Here is a 16,173-nt window from a genome sequence, read left to right as displayed (position 1 = left end):
CTCAGGGCTCGCGCTTGATCTCGGGCTTGTCGTACAAGACCGCGTTCAGCAATGAACTGTTGACCTCGATTTTCCCGTTGTAGCTGATGAAGCCAAGCTTGCGGAATTTGTTCATGAAGAAGCTGACGCGGGATCGCGTCGTTCCAATCATTTCGGCCAATGTTTCCTGGCTAATACCCGGACTGATCGGCTGAGGGCTGCCCTCCTTGCCGAAATTCGCCAGCAGGAGCAGCAGGCGCGCCAGCCGTTTCTCACTGGAGTTGAAGAGCTGGTCGATCAGATCCTCTTCAATCCGGCTATTGCGGGTCAGCAGATAAGTCATGAACAACTCGGAAAACTTTGGTTGATCGTGTAGTGCCGCAAGCATGGCCGTCTTCGTTATCGCGGTGACCAGGCACTCCTCCAGCGCCGTCGCCGTGGCGATACGCAGCGAATGGCCGTTCATGCAGCCTTCGCCAAAGAACTGGCCCGGCTCCAAAATGCCGACCACGGCTTCCTTGCCCTGCTCGGATATGACGACAACCTTGACCCGGCCTTTTTGAATGTAGAAGACCGTATCTGCCACGTCGCCCTGCGCAAAGACGATCTCGTCCTTGCGAAATTCAAGGATGGTCTTCCCTTCGCCGACCTTGGCGAGAAATTCCTTGGGATCAAATATTGCTTGGTTGGTATTGTTTGGCATGTCCCGTTTCGTCCCGCAGTGGGATGTCTACCTTACCATTCACGCCGGCGGCGTTTGAAGTAAAAGTGCCGCACGCCGGGGCTTTTCGCAGCAGCATGGAACAGGGAGCCCCGCCCTGAGCAATCTCGCGCTTCATGGAAATGGCATGTGAGATCAAGCGGCCGAAGAGCATTCGGTGCGGATAACCAATGGAGCGGTCAACAAAAAGCGAAGCCAGATCCGGACCCAACAGGTCGCAAAACTGGACTAGTCGCGGCTAGATCGCGACCGCAAAACTCCCAGTCGTCTTGCATTCCGGGCACTCGAAGGTGCGGACTTCATGACCGGGTCGAGCAGGCTCGATGCAAGCCAACCGCATAGGCTTGCCGCACTTGGAACACGGAAGAATTCCGATTTCCGCGCGGCTGTATAATGGGTTTGGTTGGATAGATGACATCATGCTTCCCTCGTATTTGGGCGGGAGCATTATCGATCTCTCTGTCGCCGATTGCCCATTCGGGCGGAGCCTGTCTTACCCCAAACACCAATGCGGGGCTGGTCAATATTGACCACTATTGAAGGATGCCTTGGGCGGGAAGGCGATCCATGCCGCGTTAAGGTCACATCAGGACAACAGAAGTTGCGGCGTTAAGCGTCTATTTTGGGAACGATTGAGCATCCCGTTACTTGAATGCCCAAATATCCTAGAGGAATCCGATGAACATACTGCCAGTTGACCGCGCGCTGAATATTTATGGGGCCCTCGCCGATCGCGCCGAGCTGCAAGGTGTGCGGGAGCAGCTGTCCAAGCATCTTATGAAAAGGTATATCGAAGGAGAACGAGACGAGCATCGTCTGACCGTGGAAGGCCTATCATATTTGCGAACCCTTTATCGTGAACTGGATTCTCGAAAATAGAGATGAGCCGTTTGCTCCTCGCGCTGTTTCTTGAGTGATCGGCGCCGACTTATCTCTGCTTTCGCAGCGCGCACGGCGTCATTTCTATTTGTTTGTTTTCGGATTGTTGAAGTGTCGCAATGCTCTCCTGCTGTGGGCATTAGAGGAAGCGCCGCACAAATCGTGAGGTGCTGACTCGTCTGAGTGCTCATCGGACCGACACACGTTCTCTGCTTTTCTGTAAGTGACATGGCTATCCTTCCGTTGCCGAAATGGGGTCACCTCGGCAGTCCGTCGGGGACTGCGCCTCCCTCATCGTCCCATCGCGACAGCGCCGCGGCGCGCGATTTCGCGTCGCCATGCGCATCCTCCGTCGAAGCCTTCTTGCGATCGGCACAATCCTTATGCTTGTGCAGAAAACGGGCGATCTGCCCGCGAAGCGCCGCCGTCTCCAATACCTCGCCGACCGATGCGGCGGTGTCAAAGATCTCCCGTTGCATGGACTTTGGCAGCGCGTTCCATTGCATGATGATGGCTGCGCCGAGACATCGCAAGATGTGCTCCTCTTCGGCCGCAAGGGCCAGGCCGCGAACGCGATTCTGTCCGGTTGCGTTTACGGCGCTGTCGTAGTCATCGGCGAGTCCCTGCTCGTTATCCGCGAGCGCTGAGTGGCGATCCCTTAGTTTGTGAAGTTCGTCGTTTTCGCGCTGATCACTCGAACGCTTGATCAATTCGCCGTATACGGCTGCCTTTTCACGATGCTGCTGAGATCTGAACATGCCGGGTCCTTTCGTTGGAGTCTCCGCGCATTCTGACCAAGCTCGATGGTTGACGAGGATAGGCTTTATATGGGGATCGGAGGGTCGAATAACGAGCACCGGTGACAAATCACCACATCATATGTCACGGACACGATCCCATTAGCGCCCGTGGGTGTGGCGCCGCGTGACGGGCTTCATCGCTGGCAACTGTTCCTGACACGAATACAGTTTGGAACTGTTGTCGCCGAGATCGATTGATTGGGGGCGACCGGATGCTATGCCCCTGGCATCCGATGAATGACGGCCTCAGTGCGCACCCGTGCTGGGGCCGTTCTTCCCAAATACGATTTGGCTTCCGCAATACCCGAATCCAAGCTTATGCGGCCGCTGAAGTCAGAGAAGCCATCGGCACGTCGAGTGCGTAGACGAAACCGGTCGGCGCATAGGTCAGTCGCACCTCGCCGCGGAGCTGCCTGCCGAGCGTCTCGATCAGCCGTGTCCCAAAGCTACGCTGTTTGGGCGGGTGCACTGCCGCACCGTTCTTCTCGGTCCATGTGAGGTGGAGGCGCTGCGCCTGTTCATCCAGCGTCCAGTTAATGTCGACTCGCCCTTGCGGGACCGACAAGGCGCCAAATTTCGTGGTGTTGGTGCAAAGCTCGTTCAGTGTCATCGCGACGGCGATGAGGGCACCAGACGTCATCCGGATATCGGGCCCCGAACTCGAGAACTTCGGCTCGTCGGGATTATCGAAGGCTTCGGTAGCGCTGCGGACGATCGTGCCAAGGTTCGCGCTGGTCCATCTTGCCTGCAAAAGCAGGTCGTGCGCACGCCCGAGCGCGAGCAGCCGGCCCTCAATGGCGTGCTGCGCGTGCCTGGCTTCGGGCAGGTCGCGCAGGCTCTGCGAAACGATGGCGCCGACGGTTGCGAGCGTATTCTTGATGCGGTGGTGCAACTCCTCGAGGATTAGCTTCTGCAGCTTGTCGGCCGCCTCGCGCTCTCTGGCGTCGATGCCGGCCGTGGCAAGCAAATTCTGCGCATTGATCTCAGCCTGCGCGAGCAGAAGCCGCAGGCTGACATTTTCTGCTGCCAGTTCGTCTTGATGTTGGGCTGCGGGACGCGGTTCCGTCCGGAGATCACCTTCAGATATCGTTGATCGTATCATCATGAGCTGGGTACCGCGCTGATCTTCAGTGACTCGGTTTGTGTGCAATCACGCGATCTGGGCCGTATTCGGCGTCAAATTGCTGGCGTCTCAGGCGTAGCCGATCATGTCGCGCATTTCGGCTATTACTTCCCCGGCATTGAGCGGCTTGCCGAGAAACCTGCTTCGGGGAGGAAGATCAAGGTGCGGCAGGTCCAATTGCCCCGATACCACGATGATCCTGATGGTCGGCCAACGATCATGCACGGCATGCGCAAGTCCGACGCCATCCATTTGGCCTGGCATCTGGATATCGGTGCACATCAGCACGACGTCGGATCGGGATTCCAGGATGGCGACGGCTTCGGCGGCGTTCAGCGCCTCGAGTGGCGTGTATCCGGCGTCTTCCACCATGTCGACCACGCGCATGCGGAGCACCATCTCGTCCTCGACAATGAGAACGACAGCGGGAATGCATGAATGGTCAAGTACCATCATGAAGGCGCTCGCGGGCAACGGCTGTCGATCGGGACAGGCGTTCGATCCGGGACAACCCTGCGGGGATAAGCCGCACAGTCATATGCCGGGCGCGCCGCGCTTGCCGGAGAGAAGTTTGTGAAGATCCGCTGCATTTCGAAGGACGATCGCTTTGTGGATCGCCTCGGTGCGCTCATCCCCCGCTGGCATCTCGCGAGCCTCGTCCAGGGCGATTACCGCCCTGGCGTCCAGATCGTGTTCTAGCGACGATTGGGTTTGTTTGATCGGAGATAGGCCGCCCTGCAGTGAAGCCGCACTACGCTCGATCACCATTGAATGACCATCGCAGCGGCGACCAGCATCACAAGAAAGATCGGCATCAATACCGGGGGTACCAGCCACTCACGAAAATTGAATGCGGGGAGTTTTGGCATATGATCGCCCTTTGGGTTGAGGGCGGGAGCGCAACGCTCTCAGTCACCGATAACAGCCCGAGGCGCGCGGTGATATCTTACATATAGTGACTATCTACGGATTAGCGAGAAGAATTGCAGTTTGTTTAGCGCGTAGGCTCTGACGAGGCTTGTAATGCGGCATTGAGTAGCCACTTCAATGCCAGCGCCGTCATATTACTTCAGCATCGCCTGGCAGTGCGAAGCTTAACCACGGCGACTCTTGTCAACAACCTTGACCCATTGCGCGCCGCTTTGGTGTTCGGTTCATCGGTAAGATCAACCCGTGGCTATCGAGTGTTCTCGACCCTGGTCGCGCGAGAGCCGGCTGGGTCCGTGACGCGTTTGCGGAGAATCTGGCGGTGCCCATCCATGATTGAGTTTCCAAATCATAGTCGTTCATATGATCAAACGCGGCGAGCCGTGCGTTTTTGGGGACACGATAGCGCGCTGGAAACGACATTCTTCATAGAAGAGGGCGCGTTGAGGCGCATTCAACCAGATGCTCACCTCGACGAGGCCGGTTTCCTGAAAGCGTTCGATTGCAACCGTGATGTGATATGCGCCGCGGCTGCGAAGGTTTACGTCCGTGGAAGCCGGGGATCTTACGATCTGGTCGCCGCAGATTTTTGAAAGTGAACGATTGATCTGATCAGTCGAGGCGACGTGGCCGACCGGGCGGGCGCTCCATTAGTCGCGAACAAAAAAACTGCAAGCGCTCAACCTCCTGGAGGATGCCATGGATATCAGTTCAGTGCCGACCTTCCTTGCCTGCGGAGCATTTTTCGTTCTCGCGTTCGTTACGATCGGGGCTTTTTGGTTGGCGGAACGGCTGCGGGGAGCAAACGCCCCTCACGTGTGAAAACCGGCCCGAGCTGCGCGTCGCATGTCGGAGCACCGGCTCGGTGCCGGCTGACCATCCGCTCCGAGCTATTCGAGTTTGCACCCGAAAAAAGCCGCGGATAAATCCGCGGCTTTGCTCATATTCAGACTGTTGTCGGCTTTCTCAGTAGCGATCGGTGCCGATTCCGACGCTGACGCCGGGCGCGCGGATGCCGACTCCGCCACCTTCCCCGTAGCCACGACGCTCGATATAGCGCTCGCGGCGCGGAGCATATCCGTATGAGTCGCTGTGCTCACGGATGATGACGCGACGCTGACCTCGCTCGCGCCGGCATTGGCCCGCCTCGTTGCACACCATGCGGACGTTTTGAATATTGCTTTCCGGTACGATTGATAGATCGGCGGCAAGCGGAGCAGCGGAAGCAGCTGTCGCGAGAAGCGCACTTGCTCCGGCCGCCAGATAGATCGCGAGATTTTTCATGTTGTTCTCTTTCCAAAAGTAGCTGTGTCATGAAGCCAATTGGTTGGTAGGGCAATGGTTCCTGCAGCCGGAGACTAAATGTCACCGATCGCACGAGATAAGATCTCGTCGATGCTGAAAGGCTTTGCACCGAAGGACCGGGCCGCACCGGCAGCGGCTTGCTTTACCAACCCGACGGGCAGCGAACTGATTTGCCCCGCGCGCAAGCGCAATTTCATCTGGCTGCTTGGGCAAACTGGCACGACGGGCAAATCATTTCTGATTTTCAGAAATCGTGTCAAGTCCCCGAAATCAAAATATTCCGCTTCCGTTCTCGCCCAAATCAGTCGCATAACTCCGCTCGTCTCACCGCAAGATGAGGGGCGCTTCGCGATCGTCACGAACGCGCGGTGAGATGCGATGGACGCAGATGGCGCGCTGGACGTTGCGCGCGGTACGCGTACGGCGAAGTCGTGTGGTCCTGATGTCGCGGTGCTGGCATGAAGTTGCGTGGAGTTTTCCGCGTAGCGACGGTGGCAAAAGAGCCGTTCGCCGGGGAGAGCACGTTATAAGCCGTAAAGCCATTGCGCAGGGAAGGCCGGAGTGTTTCCGCTGTACCTGTATGCTCGTGTGCGCTTTTTGCTATGCGCAATTGCACACGAGACCTCGGGTGCAGCAAGCACCCGGTCTTCCCTGCGCCCTCGATGAGGGCAAACGAATTGCAAACCTCGGGCAAGCTTGTCGCGAGATCGCGAAACCATATCCACGTCATTGCGAGTGCAGCGAAGCAATCCATTATCACCTCATACGCGGAAGGATGGATTGCTTTGCTTCGCTCGCAATGACGTGGATGGAGCGCCGGGCTACGAGATGGCGACGAAATCCGTGCCTCTAATTCAAAACCCGCCGGTTATCCGGGCTATCAAGCGAGAACGTCGGCACGTCGATCTCGAACCGCTCGCCGCTTTCGCTGACCATCTGATAGCGCCCGGTCATAAAGCCCGAGGCGGTCGGCAGCGGCACGCCGGAGGTGTATTCGAAGCGTTCGCCCGGCGCCAAAACAGGCTGCTCGCCGACCACGCCTTCGCCGCGGACTTCCTGCTTGCGGCCGGTGGCGTCGGTGATGATCCAGTGCCGGGTACGAAGCTGGACGGTCTCGGCGCCGGTGTTGGTGATGACGATGGTGTAGGACCAGAAATACTGGCCCTTATCGACCGACGAGCGTTCGGGAAGGAAGTTCGGTTCGACAGTAACTTCGATCTGGCGGGTGACGGCGCGATACATGCGGACAAGCTTTCGGAAATCCTGTCTCGCATCATAGCCGGGAATGCCGGGGGAACCAATCTCCGCGCCGCCGGGTTGCCGCTTGCCTCATCGCGGTTTCAACATAGTTCCATTCTAGAGCGCAACCGCGCGCTGCCCGGCTCCGTATCTCCTGCTTGCGTATCTTGTGTGCAAGTTGCTGGCCGATATTATCTTTCCGGGACAGTGCACGCGTAGAAGCTCAACTGCCCAAACGGTGCCCGATGTCGTCCATTGCCGATCCTGTTGCCGGAACGCCGCTCAGCGATGCCAAGGCTAGCGAGGTAAAGGCTAGCGAGGTAAAGGCCGCCGCGCCGGCGATTGCGCTGCCGGTGGCCGGCGAGCGCGAATTGCGGCTGGATCTGTTTCGCGGCATGGCGCTGTGGCTGATCTTCATCGACCATCTGCCGGCCAATATCCTGACCTGGTTCACGATCCGCAATTACGGATTTTCCGACGCCACCGAAATCTTCATTTTCATCTCCGGCTACACCGCCGCCTTCGTCTACGGCCGCGCGATGCTCGAGGCCGGTTTCGTGGTGGCGACCGCGCGCATCATGCGGCGCGTCTGGCAGATCTACGTCGCCCATGTCTTCCTGTTCACGATCTTCCTCGCCGAAATATCCTACGTCGCCACCCGTTTCGAGAACCCGCTCTACAGCGAGGAAATGGGCATCATGGATTTCCTCAAGCAGCCGGATGTGACCATCATCCAGGCGCTGCTGCTGCGATTCCGTCCCGTCAACATGGACGTGCTGCCGCTCTACATCGTGCTGATGCTGTTCCTGCCGATTATCCTGTGGCTGATGAAGTGGCGGGCCGACGTCGCGTTGGGGATGTCGGTGCTCTTGTACGCGCTGACCTGGCAGTTCGACTGGTACCTGACGGCCTATCCAAGCGGCTTCTGGATATTCAATCCGTTCTGCTGGCAGTTGATGTTCGTGTTCGGCGCCTGGTGCGCGCTCGGCGGCGCCGCGCGGATGTCGCGGATCCTGTCGTCGCCGGTGACGATGTGGATCTGCATCACCTATCTGCTGTTTGCGTTCTTCGTCACGCTGACCTGGCACATTCCGCAGCTCAGCTTCCTGATGCCGAAGCGGATCGAACAGTGGATGTATCCGATCACCAAGACCGACCTGGACGTGCTGCGGTTCGCCCATTTCCTGGCGCTGGCGGCGCTCACCGTGCGTTTCCTGCCCCGGAGTTGGTCGGGCCTCAAATCGCGCTGGCTGCGACCATTGATCCTCTGCGGCCAGCATTCGCTTGAGATATTCTGCCTTGGCGTCTTCCTGGCCTTTGCAGGGCATTTCGTGCTGGCCGAAGTTGGCGGGGGTGCCCTCATGCACGCCCTGATCAGCCTTGCCGGCATCCTCATCATGTGGGGCGTGGCGTGGGTGATTTCGTGGTACAAGCATTCGGCCGACAAGGGAGCGTCGAAAACGAAAAAGCCGGTCATCAATGCCGATATGGCGGGGGGAAGCGTATGAGGCCCCGCTCCGGAGCTGTGCTGGCCCTGACGCTGCTGGCGGGTCTGGCAGCCACGGCTTCCGCGCGTGCCCAGGATGCTGCCCCGCAGAGCTGTGAAGTTCCCGGCTATCTTCTCTCCACCGAGAGTACGCTTCCGAAGGTCGCCGAGGCCGTCAAGAACGCCCGGCCGCTGACCGTCCTGGTGGTCGGGAGCCGGTCGTCCACCATCCTGTCCTCCGAGGCCAGTGCCTATCCGGCCAAGCTGCAGGCCGCCCTGAAGGAGAAGCTACCCTCGATCCCGGTCAACCTCTCCGTAGAACTACAGAGCGGGAAGACCGCCGAGGAGGTGGACACCACGCTTGTTAAGCTGGTGGAAGCAAAAAGGCCTACTTTGGTCATCTGGCAGACCGGAACCGTCGATGCTATGCGATCCGTCGATCCCGACGACTTTCGCGGTGCTGTCGATGACGGCGTTGTTGCGCTGCAAAATGCGGGAACTGATGTGATTTTGGTCAATCTGCAATACAGCCCGCGGACGGAAACCATGATTTCCGCGCCGCCGTACCTAGATAATATGCGCGTGGTGGCGCAGCAGCACGGGGTTCCCCTGTTCGACCGCTTTGCCATCATGCGTCACTGGAACGACGCCGGAGATTTCGACCTGTTCAGTACTTTTCACGGGACCGACATGGCCAAACGGGTTCATGCCTGCCTTGGCCGCGCATTGTCGAAGTTTGTGCTCGATGCGGCCCGCCTCGACCAGGCGCAGCAGAACTAGGGAACTAGCGTTGATGAGTCGTCACTGCCCTTTTCGTTTGTCGATATTGCTGACTGTCTCCGCCGCGGGCCTGGCGCTGCTGACGCCTGCCTCGGTCTTGCCGATGCATGCCCAGACGGCCCCGCAACAGACCGCCCAGCAAGCGGCGCTGTCCGATAGCGCCCAAACTGAAAACAAGGCTGAGAGGAAGCCGGCCGAAACCACCGCGCCAAAGGCCGCGCCGTCGGCGGCCGCCAATCCTGCGGCGCAGAGGGGCGTTACCGGCATGGCGATCGACAAGGTGAAGGAGGTCGCGAAATCGGCCAGCGACATATTTAACCGCGTTCCGTGCCTGCCGCCCAAGGGCGGCTCCAAATCGATGGGGTCGCTGCCGCGCGTCGCGAGCAAGCTCGTCGCCGGCCAGCCGGTGGTGATCGTGGCGTTCGGATCGTCGTCGACTGCGGGCTACGGCGCGACCTCGCCGGAATTCAACTATCCCAACCGGCTCGCCGCGCAATTGCGCCGGCAATATCCGACCGCGAACATCGCCGTCGTCAATGCCGGCAAGGGTGGCGAGGACGCGCCGGAAATGATGAAGCGGCTGGAGACCTCCGTTCTCGATATGCATCCGGATCTGGTGATCTGGCAGGTCGGCACCAACGCGGTGCTGCGTAATCTCGATCCCGCCGAGACCGCAAAGCTCGTCGAGGAAGGCATCGGGCGCATTCAGGCCGCGGGCGCCGACGTCGTGCTGATCGATCCGCAATATTCGCCGCGCGTCAACGAGCACGCCGAAAGCGCCGGCAAGATGATGTCACTGCTCAACAAGGTCGCCGAGCTGCGCAAGGTCGGCGTCTTCCCGCGCTTTGCGGTGATGAAGGACTGGCACGAAAAGCAGGCGATCCCGATCGAGAATTTCGTGATCGCCGACGGCCTGCACATGAGCGACTGGGGCTACGCCTGCTTCGCCCAACTGCTCGGCGACGACATCATCAAGTCGGTCGGCCAGATCAAGCTCGGCGTCGCCGTGCCGGCGGATGTGCGGGCCTATCGGCCGATGTGATGTTGGCGAATAGGAAGTAGCGAATAGCGAATGGTGAAGATGCTATTCGCCATCCGCCCGCTACGCCTTCTCCAGCGCCTGCGCAACATCCTCGATCAGATCGTCCGCATGCTCGAGGCCTGCCGAGAAGCGAATGAAGCCCTCGCTGATGCCGAGCTCGGCGCGCGCCTCGGGCGTGAGGCGCTGATGCGTCGTCGTCGCGGGATGGGTGACGAGGCTCTTGGCGTCGCCGAGATTGTTGGAGATCTTCGCAAGCCTCAAGGCATTGAGGACGCGGAAGGCGGCCGCCTTGCCGCCCTTCACCTCGAAGCCGACCAGCGTCGAACCGCCGCGCATCTGCTTCTTCACCAGCTCCGCCTGCGGATGATCGGCGCGGCCGGGATAGATCAATCGCGAGATCTTCGGATGGCTTGCCAGCGTCTCGGCGAGCTTCGCCGCGTTGTCGGTCTGCGCGCGCACCCGCACGCCAAGCGTCTCCAGGCCCTTGAGCAGGACCCAGGCGTTGAACGGCGACAGCGACGGCCCGGTCTGGCGCATGAAGTTGTGCAGGTGCTCGGCGATGAAGGCTTCGGACGAGAGAATGATGCCGCCGAGGCAGCGGCCCTGGCCGTCGATGTGCTTGGTCGCGGAGTAGACCACGACGTCGGCGCCGAGCGACAGCGGGCTCTGCCAGATCGGGGTGGCGAAGACGTTGTCGACGACCAGCCGGGCGCCTCCCTTGTGCGCGATCTCGGCAATCGAGGGAATATCGAGCACATCGAGCGTCGGATTGGTCGGACTCTCCAGGAAGAAGGTCTTGGTGTTGGGCCGCAATGCGCGCTGCCATTGGTCGAGATCGAGACCGTCGACCAGCGTCGTTTCGATGCCGTAGCGCGGCAGGAGGTCCTGCACAACGTAAAGGCACGAGCCGAACAGGGCCTTCGAGGCGACCACGTGATCGCCGGCCCTGAGCGGCGCCAGGATCGCGGTCGTCACCGCGGCCATGCCGGTGGCGGTGGAGCGGGCGGCTTCCGCGCCCTCGAGCTCGATCATGCGGCGCTCGAACATCGAGATCGTGGGATTGGAATAGCGCGAATAGATAAAACCGGGATCCTCGCCCTTGAAGCGCGCCTCGCATTGCTCGGCGCTCTCGTAGACGTAACCCTGGGTGAGAAACAGCGCTTCCGACGTCTCGCCGAATTGCGAGCGCAGGGTGCCGCCATGGACGAGGCGGGTTTCGGGACGATAGCGCTTGGTAGAACCAACTTCAGACATGTGACCTCCGCCGTGACCACTGGAAAATGGTCACAAAAAACCGGCCTGGAAAAATTTCCACAGGCCGGGATCACACGTGTCCCCGGCCTGTTTAGCGATTTATTTAACGTGGCTGCAAGCCGGCCGGCTCAAATCACCACGGGATAAGTCATGCTGATATTCGCTTGCGCCCTTTCAGTCAAGGCGGCCATCAGATAACCCCTAAAAGCCCATATTTGCGAGGTTTGGATGACATTTGGGCATCCGAAAGGGCCACCTCAGAGGACCGCGCCGTGTCGTTCACGCTACCGCCCGACGCCAACGGGATTCTGCCCGACCGCATGATCGCGGCGATGGCGGATGCGGGCCTGATCCTGCCGGCCTATCCCTTTGTCGAAAGCCAGATCCAGCCGGCGAGCCTCGACCTGCGCCTTGGCGACATCGCCTACCGGGTGCGGGCGAGCTTCCTGCCCGGTCCCGGCGCGACCGTTGCCGAGCGCATCGACGAATTGAAGTTGCATGAAATAAATCTCTCCGACGGCGCGGTATTGGAGACCAATTGCGTCTACATCGTCCCGCTGCTGGAAAGTCTCGCCTTGCCGCCCGAGATCGTGGCCGCCGCCAATCCGAAGAGCTCGACGGGGCGGCTCGACGTGTTCACGCGCGTGATTGCCGACGGCACCCGCCGCTTCGACATGATCGGCGCCGGCTATCACGGCCCGCTCTATGCCGAGATCAGCCCGAAGACGTTTCCGGTGCTGCTGCGCGAAGGCTCGCGGCTCAGCCAGGTGCGCTTCCGCACCGGTGACGCCATCCTTAATGCCGACGAACTCGATGCGCTGCATGACGCCGAACGGCTGGTCGACATCGACGACGCCGATCTGGCCAATGGCGTCGCACTCTCGGTTGATCTGTCCGGCAAGAATTCCGGCGGCTTCGTCGGCTACCGCGCCAAGCGCCACACCGGTGTCGTCGATGTCGACCGTCGCGGCGGCTATGGCGTCGACGAATTCTGGGAGCCGATCCCGGCGCGATCCGACGGCAGCCTCATCCTCGATCCCGGCGAGTTCTACATCCTGGCCTCCAAGGAGGCCGTGCAGGTGCCGCCGGATTACGCCGCCGAAATGGTGCCGTTCGATCCGCTGGTCGGCGAATTCCGCGTGCACTATGCGGGATTCTTCGATCCCGGCTTCGGCTATGCCGGCGCCGGCGGGCAGGGCGCGCGCGCCGTGCTCGAAGTGCGCTCGCGCGAGGTGCCGTTCATCCTCGAGCACGGCCAGATCGTCGGCCGCCTGGTCTATGAGAAGATGCTGTCGCGCCCCGACGCCATGTACGGCCAGCGCATCGGCTCGAACTATCAGGCGCAGGGGCTGAAGCTGAGCAAGCATTTCAGGGTGTAGCTCACCGTTCGCCGTCATTGCGAGGAAACAATCCATCTATCCGTTATGCCGTACGATGGATTGCTTCCGCCTTGGCTAAAGCAGGGGCGGACACGTCGCTTCGCTAGCAATGACGGCGAAGCGCTACCGCGCCGCCGATTTCGCCGCCGGCGTCACGCGCCACACCGTGTTGCCGACATCGTCAGCCACCAGCAGCGCGCCCTGCTTGTCGAGCCGCACGCCGACGGGACGGCCCTGCTCTTCGCCGTTGTCGTTGAGGAAGCCGGTCAGCACGTCCTGCGGCGGACCCGATGGCTTGCCGTCCTTGAAGGGCACAAAGATCACCTTGTAGCCTGAGCGCGGCTTGCGATTCCACGAGCCGTGCTGGCCGATGAAGGCGCCGCCCTCCATATCCGGCGGAAACAGATTGCCGGTGTTGAACGCAAGCCCGAGCGACGCCGTATGCGCGCCGAGCGCATAATCGGGCGCCATCGCCTTCTGCACCAGGTCGGGCCGCCGCGGTTCGACGCGGGTATCGACGCGATCGCCAAAATAGCTGTACGGCCAGCCGTAGAACGCGCCGTCCTTCACCGAAGTCATGTAATCGGGCACCAGATCGTTGCCGAGCTCGTCGCGCTCGTTGACGACGACCCAGAGCTCGCCCGTCGTCGGATTCCATGCCGGACCATTGGGATTGCGCAGGCCCGACGCGAACACACGCCATTGGCCGCTGGCACGGTCGACCTCCAGCACCGCGGCGCGATCCTTCTCGGCCTCCATGCCGTTCTCGCCGATATTGCTATTGGAGCCGACAGTTGCATACAGCTTGCTGCCGTCGGCGCTCGCCGTCAGGTCCTTGGTCCAGTGATGATTGAGGGGGCCGGCCGGCAGGTCCGCCAGCTTGACGCCGGGCGCACTGATCTTGGTGTCCCCCTCGCGGTACGAGAATTTCACGATCGCGTCGGCATTGGCGACATAGAAATCTTCGCCGACCAGCGCCATGCCGAACGGCGAATTCAGGTTGCTCAGAAACACGCTGCGGGTCTCGGCCACGCCGTCGCCATCCGCGTCGCGCAACAGCGTGATGCGGTTGGCGCTCGGCACGCCCGCGCCCGCCCAGCTCTGTGCCAACCCGTAGATGAAGCCCTTGATGCTGAAGCCGCTCTGCTTCGGCGGCGCGTTGCTCTCGGCGACCAGCACGTCGCCATTCGGCAGCGTGTAGACGGTGCGCGGGTGATCGAGCCCGGTGGCAAAGGCGGTGACCGTCATGCCATTGGCGGCGGTCGGCTTGGCGCCGTCCGGCCAGCGGTTGACCGAGGCGATCTCGACGGTCGGGATCCATGAATGTTCCGGCGGCGGCAGCGTCGGCGAAGGACCATAGGTCTGCGCCACCGTCGCGGTCTCCTTGGGATCGTTGCAGGCGGCCAGCGGCAGCGCCAACGCGCCGACGCAGATGGCCAAAGGGATTTGCTTGCGCATGGCGAGGTTCCCGGGATTATTGCCTTGACAATGCGGTGCCGGCTCGAACGTTCGTCGAGCCGGCATGAATTCCCTGTGAAGTGGCTGGCCGGCGGCGTGGCCCGCGCAGGTGGTGGGCGTATGGCGCCGCCTGCAATCCCGCAGGCCCCCATTGCGCCCCGTGCACGCGGAATCGTCCCCTGCCATGCTAGGAAACAGCGCGCCGCGGCCACCAGAGACCGCGCGCGGGGAGCAGAAATGTCCGACCTCGGCGTCGCCGAAATTCCCGTGGACGAAAAGGAGCGTCCGCTGCCGCCGCCGGAGCCGCGGGCGAAGAACGCGCTGCTCGACGGGCCGATCCTGCGCACATTGTTGTGGCTTGCCTGGCCGAACGTGATCGCGCTCACCGCAGGCACCTGCGTCGTCATCGCCGAGACCTCCTATATCGGGCGCCTGGGCGTGGAATCGCTGGCGGCGATGGCGCTGGTGTTTCCGACCGTGATCCTGACGATGACGATGTCCGGCGGTGCGATGGGCGGCGGCGTGGCATCGGCGATCGCGCGTGCGCTCGGTGCCGGCGACCGCGATCGTGCCTCCGCCCTTGCTTCGCACGCGCTATTGATCGGCTTGTGCTTCGGTCTCGTCTTCATGCTGGGCATGCTGATTTTCGGGCCCGCACTGCTCGAACTGCTCGGCGGCCGCGGCAACGTGCTGACGCAGGCGGTCGCCTATACGCAAATCTTCTTCGGCGGCGCCGTGGTGCCGTGGCTGATGAACACGATGTCGGGCATCTTGCGCGGCACCGGCAACATGAAGCTGCCGTCGGCCTTGATGCTCTCATCGGCGGTTTGCCAGATCATTCTCGGCGGCACGCTGGGCTTGGGCCTCGGCCCGATTCCGCAATTCGGCATGCGCGGCGTCGCGGCCGGCTCGCTGATCGCCTATCTCATCAGCATTTCCGTGATGACATGGTATCTGTTCTCGGGCCGCGCGCGCGTCGTTCCGAAGATCCGGGGCCTTCGCATTCGCTGGCCGATGTTCATCGACATTTTGAAGGTCGGCGCCATTGCCTGCTTCTCGCCGCTCCAGTCGGTGCTCACCATCAGCATCTTCACCCACATGCTGGCGAGTTTCGGCACCGAGATCCTCGCCGGCTACGGCATCGGCGCGCGGCTCGAATTCATGCTGACCTCGATCGCATTCGCCGTCGGCATTGCCACGGTGCCGATGGTCGGCATGGCGATCGGGGCAGAGCGCATTGCGCGGGCCCGCAGGATTTGTTGGATCGCGGGGCTCGTGGCCTTCGTCTCGGTCGGCGCGGTCGCAACCTTCATCGCTGCATTCCCCGACATCTGGGTAAATCTGTTCACCGATGATTCGAGCGTGCGTGCTGCCAGCCGGCAGTATTTGTCTACGGCGGCGCCGATGTATGCCTTCCTCGGCCTTGCCACGACGTGCTATTTTTCATCGCAAGGCGCGGCCAAGGTGATCGGCCCGGTGCTGGCGCAGACCGCGCGGCTGTTGTTTATCAGCGCCGGTGGCTGGTGGTTGTTGGCGCATGACGGCACTGCGCAGAACTTCTTCGTGCTGGCGGCAGCCTCGATGGTGCTGCTCGGCGTGCTCTCCTGCGTCAGCGTCATGCTGACGCGCTGGGGGCCGAAGCCGCAGCCTGCGCCCGCGGTTAGACCGGCGTTGCCGTAATACCCGTCATCGCGAGCGAAGCGACGAAGCAATCCATCTTCCGCGTGCGTGGAAGATGGATTGCTTCGCGGAGCCTGTCATCGGGCGCGCATTCGCGCGGCCCGTTGGCTCGCAATGACGG

Annotated in this window: 17 protein-coding genes and 1 riboswitch; of the genes, 8 read left to right on the top strand and 9 right to left on the bottom strand. The window is 61.3% G+C overall.

Annotated features, from left to right (window positions below; all coding sequences use genetic code 11):
* Position 1 precedes the first annotated feature (1 nt).
* Positions 2 to 682, bottom strand: a complete 681-nt coding sequence (locus tag ACH79_RS08125) for a Crp/Fnr family transcriptional regulator (RefSeq protein WP_161850549.1) — start codon at positions 680 to 682, stop codon at positions 2 to 4.
* 696 nt (positions 683 to 1,378) lie between these two features.
* Between ACH79_RS08125 and ACH79_RS08120 the strand changes: the two genes are divergently transcribed.
* On the top strand, positions 1,379 to 1,579 hold the full coding sequence (locus ACH79_RS08120) for a hypothetical protein (protein WP_161850548.1): 201 nt from the start codon (positions 1,379 to 1,381) through the stop codon (positions 1,577 to 1,579).
* A 257-nt stretch (positions 1,580 to 1,836) separates the two neighbouring features.
* Here ACH79_RS08120 and ACH79_RS08115 read toward each other — a convergent pair whose 3' ends face one another.
* The 4 genes from ACH79_RS08115 to ACH79_RS08100 form a co-directional block, all read right to left on the bottom strand.
* Positions 1,837 to 2,436 (bottom strand): hypothetical protein, encoded by a 600-nt coding sequence (locus tag ACH79_RS08115; protein WP_246738650.1) that lies wholly within the window; start codon positions 2,434 to 2,436, stop codon positions 1,837 to 1,839.
* Between the two features lie 259 nt (positions 2,437 to 2,695).
* Positions 2,696 to 3,484 (bottom strand): sensor histidine kinase, encoded by a 789-nt coding sequence (locus ACH79_RS08110; protein WP_202639200.1) that lies wholly within the window; start codon positions 3,482 to 3,484, stop codon positions 2,696 to 2,698.
* An 87-nt stretch (positions 3,485 to 3,571) separates the two neighbouring features.
* Complete coding sequence (locus tag ACH79_RS08105; RefSeq protein WP_371419375.1) at positions 3,572 to 3,958, bottom strand: response regulator; 387 nt, start codon at positions 3,956 to 3,958, stop codon at positions 3,572 to 3,574.
* Between the two features lie 78 nt (positions 3,959 to 4,036).
* A complete protein-coding gene (locus tag ACH79_RS08100) occupies positions 4,037 to 4,270 on the bottom strand; it encodes a hypothetical protein (protein WP_161850547.1) in 234 nt (77 codons plus the stop codon).
* A 491-nt stretch (positions 4,271 to 4,761) separates the two neighbouring features.
* On the opposite strand from ACH79_RS08100, the gene ACH79_RS08095 reads away from it, so the two are divergent.
* Positions 4,762 to 5,022, top strand: a complete 261-nt coding sequence (locus ACH79_RS08095) for a DUF1488 domain-containing protein (protein ID WP_161850546.1) — start codon at positions 4,762 to 4,764, stop codon at positions 5,020 to 5,022.
* A gap of 373 nt (positions 5,023 to 5,395) precedes the next feature.
* On the opposite strand, the gene ACH79_RS08090 is transcribed toward ACH79_RS08095, so the two are convergent.
* A complete protein-coding gene (locus ACH79_RS08090; protein ID WP_161850545.1) occupies positions 5,396 to 5,713 on the bottom strand; it encodes a hypothetical protein in 318 nt (105 codons plus the stop codon).
* A 78-nt stretch (positions 5,714 to 5,791) separates the two neighbouring features.
* On the opposite strand from ACH79_RS08090, the gene ACH79_RS08085 reads away from it, so the two are divergent.
* Positions 5,792 to 6,106: a hypothetical protein gene (locus ACH79_RS08085; protein ID WP_161850544.1), complete on the top strand. Its 315-nt coding sequence runs from the start codon at positions 5,792 to 5,794 to the stop codon at positions 6,104 to 6,106.
* A gap of 477 nt (positions 6,107 to 6,583) precedes the next feature.
* Here ACH79_RS08085 and apaG read toward each other — a convergent pair whose 3' ends face one another.
* Complete coding sequence (gene apaG, locus ACH79_RS08080) at positions 6,584 to 6,976, bottom strand: Co2+/Mg2+ efflux protein ApaG (protein ID WP_161850543.1); 393 nt, start codon at positions 6,974 to 6,976, stop codon at positions 6,584 to 6,586.
* 242 nt (positions 6,977 to 7,218) lie between these two features.
* Here apaG and ACH79_RS08075 point away from each other — a divergent pair, with 242 nt between their 5' ends.
* From ACH79_RS08075 to ACH79_RS08065, 3 genes are read left to right on the top strand one after another with little or no spacing between them, the layout of a single operon-like run.
* Positions 7,219 to 8,481, top strand: a complete 1,263-nt coding sequence (locus tag ACH79_RS08075) for an OpgC domain-containing protein (RefSeq protein ID WP_161850542.1) — start codon at positions 7,219 to 7,221, stop codon at positions 8,479 to 8,481.
* Positions 8,478 to 9,239 (top strand): SGNH/GDSL hydrolase family protein, encoded by a 762-nt coding sequence (locus tag ACH79_RS08070; RefSeq protein ID WP_161850541.1) that lies wholly within the window; start codon positions 8,478 to 8,480, stop codon positions 9,237 to 9,239. Before ACH79_RS08075 ends, ACH79_RS08070 begins: the two co-directional genes overlap by 4 nt.
* A 13-nt stretch (positions 9,240 to 9,252) precedes the next feature.
* Complete coding sequence (locus ACH79_RS08065) at positions 9,253 to 10,281, top strand: SGNH/GDSL hydrolase family protein (RefSeq protein WP_161850540.1); 1,029 nt, start codon at positions 9,253 to 9,255, stop codon at positions 10,279 to 10,281.
* Between the two features lie 60 nt (positions 10,282 to 10,341).
* Here the strand turns inward: ACH79_RS08065 and ACH79_RS08060 are convergent, their stop codons facing one another.
* Positions 10,342 to 11,535, bottom strand: coding sequence for an O-succinylhomoserine sulfhydrylase (locus ACH79_RS08060; RefSeq protein ID WP_161850539.1), 1,194 nt, complete (start codon positions 11,533 to 11,535; stop codon positions 10,342 to 10,344).
* A gap of 70 nt (positions 11,536 to 11,605) precedes the next feature.
* Positions 11,606 to 11,685, bottom strand: a riboswitch (SAM riboswitch).
* Positions 11,686 to 11,807: 122 nt separating this feature from the next.
* Here ACH79_RS08060 and ACH79_RS08055 point away from each other — a divergent pair.
* The gene (locus ACH79_RS08055) at positions 11,808 to 12,914 is read left to right on the top strand and encodes a 2'-deoxycytidine 5'-triphosphate deaminase (protein WP_161850538.1); all 1,107 of its coding nucleotides are present in this window, start codon (positions 11,808 to 11,810) and stop codon (positions 12,912 to 12,914) included.
* Positions 12,915 to 13,037: 123 nt separating this feature from the next.
* Here the strand turns inward: ACH79_RS08055 and ACH79_RS08050 are convergent, their stop codons facing one another.
* Positions 13,038 to 14,372, bottom strand: coding sequence for a sorbosone dehydrogenase family protein (locus ACH79_RS08050; protein ID WP_161850537.1), 1,335 nt, complete (start codon positions 14,370 to 14,372; stop codon positions 13,038 to 13,040).
* Between the two features lie 237 nt (positions 14,373 to 14,609).
* Here ACH79_RS08050 and ACH79_RS08045 point away from each other — a divergent pair, with 237 nt between their 5' ends.
* Complete coding sequence (locus tag ACH79_RS08045) at positions 14,610 to 16,052, top strand: MATE family efflux transporter (protein ID WP_161850536.1); 1,443 nt, start codon at positions 14,610 to 14,612, stop codon at positions 16,050 to 16,052.
* Positions 16,053 to 16,173 lie beyond the last annotated feature (121 nt).

This window comes from Bradyrhizobium sp. CCBAU 051011, assembly GCF_009930815.1.
Classification (GTDB): Bacteria; Pseudomonadota; Alphaproteobacteria; order Rhizobiales; family Xanthobacteraceae; genus Bradyrhizobium.
The sequence above is the reverse complement of the archived record's forward strand: the minus strand, read 5'-3'. Positions and strand labels throughout refer to the sequence as shown.